Here is an 11,909-nt window from a genome sequence, read left to right as displayed (position 1 = left end):
AGGCGCCGCAAGCGCAATTGCGTGACCCCACTCCAGCGCAACTATCCGCGCAACACCCGCATCGAGATCAATTAACGCCGGCCTTCACTGCAACTCGATGTTGGCGGACTTGATCACCGCGGCCCACCGGTCGATTTCCTCGCGCATGTAAGCGGATGACTTGTCGACCGGACCGCCGAAAATGCCTGCGGACAGTTTCTTGAGCTGATCCTGCACCTGGGGCTGGCGTAAGGCCTCGTTCACATCGGCATTGATCTTCTCGACGATGTTTTTCGGAGTTTTGGGCGGCGCCACGATGCCGTACCAGGCGACCGCTTCGAAACCTGGCAACGTTTCGGCGATCGTCGGCACGTCTGGCAGCGCCGGGAGCCGTTCGGACGAGGCCACCGCCAGCAATTTCAACTTGCCCGCCTGAACGAGCGCGAGCGAGACGCCGAGATTGTCGAACATGACGTCGACGTCGCCGGCGACAAGCCCCTGCAGCGCAGGCGCCGAGCCGCGATAGGGAATGTGCCGCAGCTTCACCTTCGCCATCGATTGGAACAATTCCGACGTCAGATGCGAGGTCGTGCCGTTTGCCCTGCGTGGCGCAGATCGTCTTGTCGGAATTGCCTTTCAGATATTCGATAAGCTCGGGCACGTTCGATGCCTTGACGTTGTTCGGATTGACGATCAGCGCGTTCGGTACCTGGGCCATCACGACGATCGGCTCGAATTTCGTCGGATCGAAGCCGAGCCTGGGGTACAAATTCTGGTTGATGACGAGCGGCGGCGGCGGCGACGAGAGCAGGGTGTGGCCGTCGGGCGCCGAATGAAAGACCTGTTCGGCACCGATGTTTCCTGCGGCGCCGGTGCGGTTTTCGATCACCACCGGCTGGCTCCACTTGCGTGATAGCCAGTCCGCGACAATCCGTGGAATGGCATCGGCCGTTCCGCCGGCGGGGAAGGGCACCACGATTTTTACGGGGTGGTCCGGATAATCCGCGGCCGATGCATGCGCACAAAAATGCGCGGACAAGATCAGAACCAGCGGCAGGAGCGCCAGTTTACGGCGGGCGGCAAGCAGAGCTGGCATGGAGCCTTGCATTGAAACTCCTCCCGCTGTCGTTCTTCGTCCGGTCCAAAACTGTCCGCGCCGGCACTTGGTGTTTGCAGCAAGTGAGGATAGCTTGAACGAGCAAGCTTCCGAAGCTTTTTTCGCGTGGGATGATGACGCAGCCGCAGCTCACTGTTGTGATCATTGGAGCTGGCATCGGCGGATTGTTCGCCGCGAACGCGCTGATCGCTCACGGCTTCAATGTTTCCGTCTATGAGCAGGCGCCCGCGCTTGGCGAGGTCGGGGCAGGGGTATTTCTGACACCCAACAGCGTGCGGCAATTGCAGCGGGTGGGGCTCGGATATCAGGTGGAAAGACGGGGAGCCAGGGTCGGTACCGCTTCTCACTATTTTCGCCACGACGGCGCGCCGATCGCCCCGGTTCAGGTGACGGACTCCTCGGGCTGGAACGCGACGTTCGGCATGCATCGCGCGGACCTCGTCGAGATTCTGGCGAACGGATTGCCGCCCGCGGTGGTTCGCACGGGCCATCGCGCCACGGGCTTCGAGCAGGCCGATCAGGTTGTGCGTGTGACATTCGCCCATGGCGCCGACGCCGAAGGCGACATCGTCGTTGCCGCGGATGGCATCCATTCGGAGCTCCGGCGCTTTGCGGCGCCGCCGTCCCGGCCGGTTTTTCACGGCTCCGTCGCCTATCGCGGCGTGCTGCCGCACCAGCGCATTCCGCACTGGCCGACGGATTGCTGGCAGATGTGGCTGGGCAAGGGAAAGCATTTTCTCAGCTTTCCGGTCCGATCGGGCGAACTCATCAACTATGTCGGCTTCGTGCCGGCCGATGCCGAAATGAAGGAATCCTGGTCTGCGCCCGGAGATCCCGACGTGCTTCGCCGCGAGTTCGAGGGTTGGGACCCGCGCATTGGCGCGTTGTTGAGCCAGGTCGACAGGACGTTCCGATGGGCGCTCTATGATCGCGAGCCGCTGCCGGCCTGGACGCGCGGGCGCTTGACGCTGCTCGGCGATGCTGCGCATCCGATGCTGCCGCATCTCGGCCAGGGCGCCAACCAGTCGATCGAGGACGGCATGGCGCTGGCAACCATTCTGGCGCGGGCGTCGTGCGCCAACGTACCGGCGGCGCTGCTGGCTTACGAGCGGCTGAGGCGCGAGCGGGTAGCAGCGGTTCAGCGCGGTGCGCGCGAGAATGGGATGCGCTACGATTCGTCCTACGCCGATCTCGGCGTGCGCGATGCCGAGATATCAGCCCATGCGGCGTTCCGCAGGCGGCTTTACGATCACGACGTTGTACCCGAAGCGCAAGCGGCGGCATCTTCGCTGTGCTGAACGGGCGTTCCCGACGCGCAGGCGATCGTGCGTTCGATCATCAGCCTCGGCAAGGGCCTCGGCGTCACGATCACGGCGGAAGGCGTCGAGAGCGAGGCCGAGGTAAACTGCCTGCAACGAGGGATGCCACGAGGGGCAGGGATTCCTGTTCAGCCGCGCGCGGCCCAATGCGGAGATCGTGAGTCTATTGAAAACGCAAGGTAACTGGAGCGCGCCGGCAGGTGCGGCGCTGGTGGCGTAGGCGCAGCCGTAGCCCGGAAGGAGCTAACGGGTCGCGCGAATGCGCGCCCGATGACAGGCTCCGCGCAATCCGGGACAGGCTGGTTCGCTGCACGATAGGCCCCCGGATTTCGCTTCGCTCCATCCGGGCTACGCGCGCCTGTTCGCCGCCTTCCGCTTCCTCGCATGATACGTCAGCGCTAGCGCCACGCAGTGGCGCAGCGCGGCCTCGGGCAGCTTTTCATCGGCGTCGAGCAGGATGCTGCGGTTGCCGCCGTAGCGCAGTTCCGGATAGAGCTCGCGAAAGGTCTCGACCAGATTGGTCTGGCAGTGGAAATAGACCGCGTAGCGGCCGGCTTCCGCCTTCACCTGGTCGATCCGGATCGTGCTGCCGCTCTTGCTCTCGGTCGTGAGATAGCTCGGCTGCCCCCATTTCAGCGTCTCTTCCAGGGCGCCGACGCCCTCGGTGGTCTTTGCGGTATCGAAGATCAGGCGGCGCAGCGCAAGTAGTTTTGCCCTGACCGGGCTAGGATAGGCCGCGAATACGGCTTCCACCGCAGCGTCCCGGGTGTCAGCGCTCGGCCGTTTGGCGATGCGCCTTGCAGCTTGCTTCCGTGCCGCCTTCTGCATTGCGATGTCAGCGTATCCTGCCAGGTTCCATTGAGAACCTAAAGCAGGATGCAAGCCGTCGGAAGCGAAAACGAAGCGCCTATCTCTTGCGCGTGCCTGATCGCGACGTCTTTGCTGTGCTGGATCGTGACGTCTTGCGCGCACTGGACCTTGACGCTGCTTTTCGCTTGCGCGTAGCGGCTGCTTTCTTGGCCGAGCGTGATCGCGCCGCTGCGGGCCGGCTGGCCGCGGCCTTGCCGCCGCGCGGACCGCCGATGCGGCCGCCTCGCTTCGCCGCGACATTGGTGTCCTTCACGCCGCGACCGGAGCCGCTCTTGTTGCCGCCACCGGTTTCCTTGTTGACGGTGGCCCAGGCACGTCGCTCGGCCTCCTTCTTGCCGACGCCGCGCTTCTCATAATCTTCCTCGATATGCTCGGCCTTGCGTTTCTGCTTGGTCGTGTAGCTGGACTTGTCACCGCGGGGCATGTGGTATCTCCCTCGTTGTTGCGGTTACCGGCAAGCAACGCGCGCCTTACGTGGGGGTTCCTAGCCGAGTCCGCGGCGTGCCGGTCGGGCCGGCCGCTTTCATCGCATCGTCGGCGGCCCGTCGAGATTGCCCGCGAGGATCGCCCGGCCGGCATCCTCGTAGTGGGCGTCACGGCCCTGAATCTGCTGCGCGATGGCGTGCATGTCGCGAAAGCGGCGCTCGAACTTGTTGGCGTTGAACACGGCTGTGGCGCCCGTCATGTGATAGGCGGTGTCGACCACGGCGGCCGATTGATGGATCGTCCATGTCGAGGCGAGGCGCAGCGCCACGCGATGGGCCTCGGTGACGGCCGCGCCCTGCGACAGATCATGCCATACATCCGCTGCAGTGGCATAGAGATAGGCGCGGGTGGCGCGCAGTTGCGCCTCTGTGCGCCCGATCAGCCCCTGCACGGCGTTGTTGTCGCGCATCGCCTTTGACGCTTGCGGTGTCTTGCCCCGGGCAAGCTCGATCGCCGCAGCGAGCGTGGCGCGCGCGACGCCGAGCGAGGTCGCCGCAAAGCCCATGCCGAAAACCATGTTGGTAGAGAGCTTGTACAGCGGGCCGTTCTCGCGCAGCGCGGCCGGATCGTCGCGCAGCGCTGCGAACTTTTCCGGGATGAACAAATTGTCAACCGAGTAGGAATCGGTGCCGGTGCCGCGCAGGCCGATCACGTCCCAGACGTCGTGCATCGTGGCGCTGGTCACCGGAAACAGGATGGTACGAATCTCCGGCGAGCCGTCCGGCCTGCGCCGCGGCGTGCCGTCGGCTTCGACGACCCGGACATGGGCGCCGAGCCAGCTTGCCTGCCGCGAACCGGACGCAAAATCCCAGCGCGCGCTGGCCTTGTAGCCGCCGGGAACCGCCTGCACTTCGTGATTGATCGCGCCCCAGGCCAGAATGCCGGGCGCAACGTTGAAGATTTCGTTGGCAGCATCGGGATCGAGATAGGCCGCGGTCATGGCGCAGACGCTGCACTGGCCGAGGCACCATGCGGTCGAGGCGTCGGCCTTGGCGACTTCCTCCTGCATCTGCATGAAGGTTTCGAGCGGGACCTCGGCGCCGCCAAAACTCTTCGGCAGCAGGGCCCGATAGAGCCCATTCTCGATCAGCGCCTGTGTCACCGCCGGCGTCAGCCGTCGCGTCCGCTCGATCTCGTCGGCTTCCTCCGTAATCAACGGCGCCAGAGCGCGGGCGCGCTCCACAAGATCGACGCCCGGATGCCTATTCATTCGCTTCCCCGCCTTCTTTTATTCGTGGCTTGATCGCGATCGTGACCTATCCGCCGCCGCCGATCAAGGCGGCGCCCCCGGAACGGCCTGGTTGGTGCGAATTATGGACGGCCACAACCACAGGTGCATCAGGTCGCGCAATGGATTATGGTCAAGGCGCGGTAGGGGAGCTGCAAATGACCGATATCAGCTTTTTCGAACCTGAAGATCTCAACAATATCCCAACTTTCCGGGCCGCCTATTCGGATCGCACGGCATTGCTGATGGCCAAGCTGGCCTATCGCGCCTACAACGACTTTGACCTCGACGATGCGAGGTTCGCTGCGTTCAGTACGGAATTATGCAAGCAGGGTTTTGTCGGCTGCAGTGCGCTGATCGATCGCGACGCCGGCACGGCGGGTTATGTCGTCGAAGGCAATGATATCATCGTCGTCGTATTCCGCGGCACTGAGGACGAACTCGACTGGAGAACCAATGTGAACGCCCGTTTCGTAGCCCTGCAGGGCGGTACGCGTGTTCACACGGGGTTCTTCCAGGCTTACTGGCCGATCCGCGACTCCATGTTCGAGGTCGTCAAGCGCGTCATCAAAGCGAAGCCGCGTCCAGTCTACATCACCGGGCACTCGCTTGGCGGTGCGTTAGCGCTGATGGCCACGGCCGAATTGGCCAATGGCGACGATGCGACAGTTCGCGATTGCGTCGCGGCTTGCTACACTTTTGGCTGTCCGCGAGCGGGTGACGCCTCCTTCGACATTTACGTCAAGGCTCCGCTTTACCGAATCACCAACGGTGTCGACCTGGTGCCGGCGATCCCTCCGGCGATGCTTGGCTACCGTCATGTTGGTGATACCCGGTATTTCGGAAAAATTGGCGTTGCCCCGGTACGCCGTTCGCCAAACGGGGCGCAGAAGATCTGGCGCACGATTGGGGGAATGGTTGCGTGGGTCAAGACCGGACGATTTCAGAACATCGCCGACCACAGCATGACGGTCTATGTCGGAAAGCTGGATGCCTGGGCGAAGAACAATCTCAAGCAAACGCAGGACAGACGCGAAGTTACGGCCGACCCCGGCATCTCATCAAGGGCATAGGCAAACGTTCGCCCTGACGTGAATCACGCTGCCGCGCGACCGACATCAAGCGACGGCCGCGGCGGTCGCTTGGCGGACGGGAAACTCAAGGCGACGGCGACGGCGGCCATGCCGATCGTGAAGGAGCCGATATAGAGCCAATTGTAGCCGTGGAAGGCGTCGAACACCCATCCGCCGGCGAGCGGCCCCAGCGCCATGCCGAGGCTGGCAAACGCGGAGACGGCGCCGAACATGCTGCCCATGATGCGCACGCCGAAATATTCGCGCACCAGCACGGCGTATAACGGCATCACGCCGCCATAAGCGAGGCCGAAGACAACCGACAGCGCGTAGAACTCGCCGAGCTGGCCGACCGCGAGATAGGTCGCGATCGACAGGGCCTGCACCAACAGGCCCCCGACCAACACGTGCTTGGCGCCGAAGCGATCGGCCAGCAAGCCGAGCAGCAAACGGCCGCCGAGGCCGGAGAAGCCGGCGAGGCTATAGACGGTGACCGCGGTCAGTGGCGCGATGCCGCAGATCACGGCGTAGCTCACCAGGTGGAAGATCGGTCCTGAATGCGCGGCGCAGCAGGCGAAGTGCGCGCCTGCGAGAATGATAAATTGCGGCGTTCGCAGCGCCTGTGCGACCGTCCACTGACCGTCAGGCGCGCCGGTCCCATTGGCGGCAGCAGGCGTCGATGGCTCCGGCGGCCGTCTCACCAGCAATGAGGCCGGGATCAACAGCGCCAAGGCGACGATCCCGATCACCAGCATCGCCGTGCGCCAGTCGTAGGACGTGATCAGCCAGCTTGCAAACGGCGCAACCGTCAGCGGCGAAACGCCCATGCCGGCCGACACCAACGCCACCGCGAGGCTGCGGCGATGCTCGATCCAGGCGCTCGCCACTGCGACCATCGGCGCATAGAAGCTGCCAGCCGCGATCCCGATCAAGACGCCGAAGGCTAACTGAAATTGCCACAGGCTGGTGGCCTGGCTCGCGCCGATCAGCCCGGCGCCAAGCAGCAACGTGCCCAACAGCACCACGATGCGGGTGCCAAACCGGTCGGACAGCGTGCCCCAGAAAAATGCAGCCAGCCCCATGGCGAGAAAGTTGATCGTTGCCGCCGCCGACACGCCGCTGCGCGACCAGCCCATCGCCTCCGAAATCGGCTGCAGGAACACGGCCAGCGACAGCATCGAGCCGAATGCGACGCAGGTCATCAGCGCGCCTACGGCGACAACAACCCAGCCGTAGGACAAACCGGAGGCCCTGCCCATGCGATTCCCCGCTCTTTTGTATTTATGATCTGAGCGGGGACGATGGTGGCTTATTCACGGCCGCTGAGCAAGCGCATGGAGCATCGTCATTCCAAAGTACACGTTCTGGATGCGTGTTTCAGATGGAGAATCTCGCCCGAAATCTCGAGATTCCGGGTTCGTCCTTCGGACGCCCGAAAATGACAGCCGGAACTCAACTATCCACCTTCAGCGCCGCAATGAACGCTTCCTGCGGGATGTCGACCTTGCCGAACTGCCGCATCTTCTTCTTGCCTTCCTTCTGCTTCTCCAGAAGTTTGCGTTTGCGCGTGACGTCGCCGCCGTAGCATTTGGCGGTAACGTCCTTGCGCAGCGCGCGGACGGTTTCGCGGGCGATCACCTTGCCGCCGATCGCGGCCTGGATCGGGATCTGAAACATGTGCGGCGGGATCAGTTCCTTCATCTTTTCGACCATGGCGCGGCCGCGGCCTTCTGCGCGGGTCCGGTGCACCAGCATCGACAGCGCATCGACCGGCTCGCCGTTGACGAGGATCTGCATCTTGACGAGGTCGGCCACCTTGTAGTCGGTCAGATGATAGTCGAACGAGGCGTACCCCTTCGAGACGGATTTCAGCCGGTCGTAGAAGTCGAACACGACTTCGTTGAGCGGCAAATCGTATTTCACCATCGCGCGGGAGCCGACGTAAGTGAGCTCCTTCTGCGAGCCGCGGCGGTCCTGGCACAGTTTTAGCACGCTGCCGAGATATTCGTCGGGCGTGAGGATCGTGGCCTCGATCCACGGCTCCTCGATGTCGGCGATCTTGACGACATCGGGCATATCGACCGGATTGTGGATCTCGATTTCCTGGCCGTCGGTCAGGTGCATCTTGTAGATCACGCTCGGCGCCGTCGCGATCAGGTTGAGATCGAATTCGCGCGACAGCCGCTCTTGGATGATTTCGAGATGCAGCAGCCCGAGGAAGCCGCAGCGGAAACCGAAGCCGAGCGCGGCCGAAGTCTCCATCTCATAGGAGAAGCTCGCATCATTGAGCCGCAGCTTGCCCATCGCCGCGCGCAGCGTTTCGAAATCGTTGGCGTCGACCGGGAATAGGCCGCAGAACACCACGGGGATCGCCGGCTTGAAGCCCGGCAGCATTTCGGTGACCGGCTTCTTGTCGTCGGTAATAGTATCGCCGACGCGCGTGTCGGCGACTTCCTTGATCGCTGCGGTAATGAAGCCGATCTCGCCGGGACCGAGCTCGTCGACCTGCTCCATCTTCGGCGTGAAGAACCCGACGCGCTCGACGTCATAGGCCGCGTTGGTGCCCATCATCCGGATGCGCTGGCCCTTCTTCATCGTGCCGTCGACCACGCGAATGAGCACGACGACGCCGAGATAGACGTCGTACCAGCTATCAACCAATAGCGCCTTCAGCGTCGCTCCGCGGTCGCCGTTCGGCGGCGGCAGGCGAATCACGATAGCCTCCAGCACGTCGGGAACGCCGAGGCCCGTCTTGGCCGAGATCATCACGGCGTCCGAGGCATCGATCCCGATCACGTCCTCGATCTGCTGCTTGACCTTGTCAGGCTCGGCCGCCGGCAGGTCGACCTTGTTGAGAACCGGCACGATCTCGTGATTGTTGTCGAGCGCCTGATAGACGTTGGCAAGCGTCTGCGCTTCCACGCCCTGGCTGGCATCGACCACCAAGAGCGACCCTTCGCAGGCTGCCAGCGACCGCGAGACTTCGTAGGCGAAGTCGACATGGCCGGGCGTGTCCATCAGGTTGAAGATGTAATTCTTGCCGTCCTTGGCGCGGTAGTTCAGCCGCACCGTCTGCGCCTTGATGGTGATGCCCCGCTCGCGCTCGATATCCATGGAATCGAGCACCTGTTCCTTACCCGCCATTTCGCGGTCCGACAGCCCGCCCGTCAACTGGATCAGGCGGTCAGCCAGCGTCGATTTGCCATGGTCGATATGGGCGACAATGGAGAAGTTGCGGATGTTGGAAATGGGCGCAGTTGTCATGGGGCGCGGGATAGCATTCGCGTCCCCGTGCGGCAACCATCTTGCTGTATTTCAAGGGGCTTTCTTCACGCCAAGCTGATTCCACTCGAAGCCAAAACACGCTAGGCAATAGCCATGTCGACTGCATCCATTACGGTCGCGCGCAGCAGGCGCATTCCCACGATCCGGCGGCTGGCGGCGTGGCTGGCCTCACGCGCCAGTGATCCCAAGGCCGGCCTGTGGCTGGTGACCGGCTTTGCCGTGGTCCACGCCGTGCTGTGGACGCTGATCCTGGTCAATCTGAAGGCCGGGCAGGACGTCCATATGGACGTCGCGGAAGCCTTCGCCTGGGGGCAGAAGTTCCTGCTTGGCTATGGCAAGCATCCGCCACTGTCGGGATGGGTCGCCGGCGCCTGGTTCAAGCTCTTTCCAGTCGCCGACTGGGCGACCTATGCGCTGGCGATGGCGACGCTCGGCTGCTCGCTCGTGATCTGCTGGCAGTTGGCGTTGCGCGTGGTCGATCGCCGCCGCGCGTTCTTCGTCGTGGTGATGCTCGCGCTCTATCCGATCTTCAACTTCAAGGGCTTCAAGTACAATCCGGACCTGCTGCAACTCGTCACGCTGCCGCTGGTGATGCTGGCCTATCTCGACGCGTTCGAGAAACGCAGCATCAAATCGGGCGTGTGGCTCGGGCTCGCCGGTGCGCTGGCGCTGATGACCAAATACTGGGCGCTGACCATGATCGGCGCCGTCGGCCTTGCCGCATTGATCCATCCGCAGCGTTTGCAGTTCCTGCGTTCGCCGGCGCCATGGGTCGCGATTGCTACGCTCGCGGTCGCGATGCTCCCGCACTTCATGTGGCTGAAGCAGGTGGACTTCGTCCCGCTCACCTATGCCGGCGATACCTATTCCCTCAGCGATCGCGCGATGATCGGCGATCTCGCGCTGGGCTATGTCGGGCACAATCTCGCGCTGTTGGCTGCGCCGGTGATACTCGGCGCGATCGCGCTGATGTGGCGGCCGTTCCGCTTAATGCCGTTTCCGGCCTTCGGACGTGGCGCCAATACCGGCGTGAACGTTTCGCAGGCGATCAATGTCTGGATTGTCCAGGCGGTGGTGGCGATCGGGCCGCCGCTGGGTGCGCTGATATTCCACGTCTACATCAAGACCGACTGGGGCATCCCGCTGTTCTTCCTGGTGCCGCTCGCGCTGGTCGCGATCCCTGCGGTGCGGATTCGGAGAATTGCGCCGTTGAACCTGACGGCGACCTGGCTCGTCATTTCGCTCGTCGTGCTGGCGATATCGCCAAGGATCGTCGCCTACGAACTGGATGAAAAGCGCACCGCAGGCGCGACCTACCGGGCGCGTTCCGAACTCGCCCGCGAACTGACGGAAGCCTGGCACACGCGGTTTTATTCGCGCTGGCCGGTGGTCGCCGCCTATACCGATACCGGCCAGCCCGTCACCTTCTACAGCCCCGATCATCCGGCGCCGCTGACGCCGGACGAGCCGTGGTCGTCCGGCCTGACCTCGCTCGAGGAGGCGAAGCGATCGGGCTTCATCGGCATCTGTGAGGTCGGCGACTGGAAGCTGGAAAAATGCGAGGCGTGGATGCAAGCCCATGCCGCCAATGCCGAGCGCATGGTGATGACCACGCGGCGATTCTTTCTCGGCAAGGCTGGCCCCGCGACGGCCTGGAACATCTTCATCGTGCCGCCGGCCAGATAGACATCACTCGAAAGGGTAACGCATGAATCTCGACCTGACGGATAAGACGGCGCTCGTGACCGGCTCGACCCGCGGGATTGGGCTCGCGACCGCCATCGGACTTGCGCAAATGGGCGCGGAAGTGATCGTCAACGGCCGCGAGCAGGCAGCGGTCGGCGAGGCCGTCGCAAAAGTCCAACAAGCTGCGCCGTCGGCCAAAGTGCACGTCGCGGCGTTCGATCTCGGCAACGCAGCGGGCTGTGCCGAGCTGGTGGCGCAATTCCCTGAAGTCGATATCCTCGTCAACAACCTCGGCATCTACGAACCAAAGGGCTTCTTCGAGATCGAGGATGCCGATTGGTCAAGGATGTTTGAAGTCAACGTCATGAGCGGGGTGCGGCTGACGCGGCACTATTTGAAGCGGATGCTTGATAACAAGGACTGGGGCCGTGTCGTGTTCGTCTCCAGCGAATCCGGCGTCTTCGTTCCGAAGGAGATGGTGCATTATGGCTTCTCGAAATCGGCGCAGCTCGTCATCGCGCGCGGCGCCGCGGAAACCACCAAGGGCACCAACGTAACCGTCAATTCGGTGATGCCCGGCCCGACCTGGGTCGAGATGGCGCCGGTCCGCCTGGCCGCGCGCGCGCAGACGATGGGCACCACCGTCGACGACCTCGTTGCACGCACCTTCAGCGAACGCCGTCCGGCCTCGCTGCTGCAGCGCTACGCAGCGCCGGAGGAGATTGCCAACCTGATCTGCTACGTCTGCTCAAAAGCCTCCAGCGCTACCAACGGCGCTGCGCTGCGCGCCGACGGCGGGATTGTTACGAATCCGTTTTGAGATGTCTGACCTCATCCTGAAGGAGGCGCGAACGCGCCGTCTCGAA

11 protein-coding genes and 1 pseudogene are annotated in these 11,909 nt (G+C 63.4%); 6 read left to right on the top strand and 6 right to left on the bottom strand.

What is annotated here, in order from left to right:
* Positions 1 to 84: 84 nt before the first annotated feature.
* Positions 85 to 609, bottom strand: coding sequence for a tripartite tricarboxylate transporter substrate-binding protein (locus IVA95_RS38660; protein ID WP_346657976.1), 525 nt, complete (start codon positions 607 to 609; stop codon positions 85 to 87).
* Here IVA95_RS38660 and IVA95_RS38655 point away from each other — a divergent pair.
* From IVA95_RS38655 to IVA95_RS03375, 3 genes and pseudogenes are all read left to right on the top strand, one after another.
* Positions 585 to 815 carry a hypothetical protein gene (locus tag IVA95_RS38655; RefSeq protein WP_253075369.1) on the top strand — a complete coding sequence of 77 codons (231 nt, stop codon included), beginning with the start codon at positions 585 to 587 and terminating at the stop codon, positions 813 to 815. The genes IVA95_RS38660 and IVA95_RS38655 overlap by 25 nt on opposite strands.
* A gap of 394 nt (positions 816 to 1,209) precedes the next feature.
* Positions 1,210 to 2,394 (top strand): FAD-dependent monooxygenase, encoded by a 1,185-nt coding sequence (locus tag IVA95_RS03380; protein WP_247509211.1) that lies wholly within the window; start codon positions 1,210 to 1,212, stop codon positions 2,392 to 2,394.
* 12 nt (positions 2,395 to 2,406) lie between these two features.
* Positions 2,407 to 2,635: pseudogene (locus IVA95_RS03375) on the top strand (EAL domain-containing protein); the annotation flags it as partial.
* A 128-nt stretch (positions 2,636 to 2,763) separates the two neighbouring features.
* On the opposite strand, the gene IVA95_RS03370 reads toward IVA95_RS03375, so the two are convergent.
* The 3 genes from IVA95_RS03370 to IVA95_RS03360 all read right to left on the bottom strand — a co-directional run bounded on the left by IVA95_RS03370 (position 2,764) and on the right by IVA95_RS03360 (position 4,981).
* Complete coding sequence (locus tag IVA95_RS03370) at positions 2,764 to 3,243, bottom strand: DUF1801 domain-containing protein (protein ID WP_247509210.1); 480 nt, start codon at positions 3,241 to 3,243, stop codon at positions 2,764 to 2,766.
* Between the two features lie 79 nt (positions 3,244 to 3,322).
* Positions 3,323 to 3,709 carry a hypothetical protein gene (locus IVA95_RS03365; RefSeq protein WP_247509209.1) on the bottom strand — a complete coding sequence of 129 codons (387 nt, stop codon included), beginning with the start codon at positions 3,707 to 3,709 and terminating at the stop codon, positions 3,323 to 3,325.
* Between the two features lie 99 nt (positions 3,710 to 3,808).
* Positions 3,809 to 4,981, bottom strand: coding sequence for an acyl-CoA dehydrogenase family protein (locus IVA95_RS03360; RefSeq protein WP_247509208.1), 1,173 nt, complete (start codon positions 4,979 to 4,981; stop codon positions 3,809 to 3,811).
* Positions 4,982 to 5,022: 41 nt separating this feature from the next.
* On the opposite strand from IVA95_RS03360, the gene IVA95_RS03355 reads away from it, so the two are divergent.
* A complete protein-coding gene (locus IVA95_RS03355) occupies positions 5,023 to 6,072 on the top strand; it encodes a lipase family protein (protein ID WP_247509207.1) in 1,050 nt (349 codons plus the stop codon).
* Positions 6,073 to 6,095: 23 nt separating this feature from the next.
* Here the strand turns inward: IVA95_RS03355 and IVA95_RS03350 are convergent, their stop codons facing one another.
* Both IVA95_RS03350 and lepA read right to left on the bottom strand, forming a co-directional pair.
* Complete coding sequence (locus IVA95_RS03350; protein ID WP_247509206.1) at positions 6,096 to 7,331, bottom strand: MFS transporter; 1,236 nt, start codon at positions 7,329 to 7,331, stop codon at positions 6,096 to 6,098.
* 193 nt (positions 7,332 to 7,524) lie between these two features.
* Positions 7,525 to 9,336: a translation elongation factor 4 gene (lepA, locus tag IVA95_RS03345; RefSeq protein ID WP_247509205.1), complete on the bottom strand. Its 1,812-nt coding sequence runs from the start codon at positions 9,334 to 9,336 to the stop codon at positions 7,525 to 7,527.
* A 114-nt stretch (positions 9,337 to 9,450) separates the two neighbouring features.
* Between lepA and IVA95_RS03340 the strand changes: the two genes are divergently transcribed.
* Together IVA95_RS03340 and IVA95_RS03335 are read left to right on the top strand one after the other, a co-directional pair.
* Positions 9,451 to 11,043 carry a glycosyltransferase family 39 protein gene (locus IVA95_RS03340; protein WP_247509204.1) on the top strand — a complete coding sequence of 531 codons (1,593 nt, stop codon included), beginning with the start codon at positions 9,451 to 9,453 and terminating at the stop codon, positions 11,041 to 11,043.
* A 22-nt stretch (positions 11,044 to 11,065) separates the two neighbouring features.
* A complete protein-coding gene (locus IVA95_RS03335; RefSeq protein ID WP_247509203.1) occupies positions 11,066 to 11,863 on the top strand; it encodes an SDR family oxidoreductase in 798 nt (265 codons plus the stop codon).
* The last annotated feature ends 46 nt before the right edge of the window (positions 11,864 to 11,909 follow it).

The organism is Bradyrhizobium sp. 157, from assembly GCF_023073815.1.
GTDB lineage: Bacteria > Pseudomonadota > Alphaproteobacteria > Rhizobiales > Xanthobacteraceae > Bradyrhizobium.
Note: the sequence above shows the minus strand (reverse complement) of the source record. Positions and strands in the feature narration are given on the sequence as shown.

Bases quoted from the DNA above. Each gene is read 5' to 3' on its own strand.
- IVA95_RS03350 (WP_247509206.1), bottom strand. From the start codon at position 7,331: ATGGGCAGGGCCTCCGGTTTGTCCTACGGCTGGGTTGTTGTCGCCGTA.
- lepA (WP_247509205.1), bottom strand. From the start codon at position 9,336: ATGACAACTGCGCCCATTTCCAACATCCGCAACTTCTCCATTGTCGCC.
- IVA95_RS03335 (WP_247509203.1), top strand. From the start codon at position 11,066: ATGAATCTCGACCTGACGGATAAGACGGCGCTCGTGACCGGCTCGACC.
- IVA95_RS03380 (WP_247509211.1), top strand. From the start codon at position 1,210: ATGACGCAGCCGCAGCTCACTGTTGTGATCATTGGAGCTGGCATCGGC.
- IVA95_RS03365 (WP_247509209.1), bottom strand. From the start codon at position 3,709: ATGCCCCGCGGTGACAAGTCCAGCTACACGACCAAGCAGAAACGCAAG.
- IVA95_RS03340 (WP_247509204.1), top strand. From the start codon at position 9,451: ATGTCGACTGCATCCATTACGGTCGCGCGCAGCAGGCGCATTCCCACG.
- IVA95_RS03370 (WP_247509210.1), bottom strand. From the start codon at position 3,243: ATGCAGAAGGCGGCACGGAAGCAAGCTGCAAGGCGCATCGCCAAACGG.
- IVA95_RS03360 (WP_247509208.1), bottom strand. From the start codon at position 4,981: ATGAATAGGCATCCGGGCGTCGATCTTGTGGAGCGCGCCCGCGCTCTG.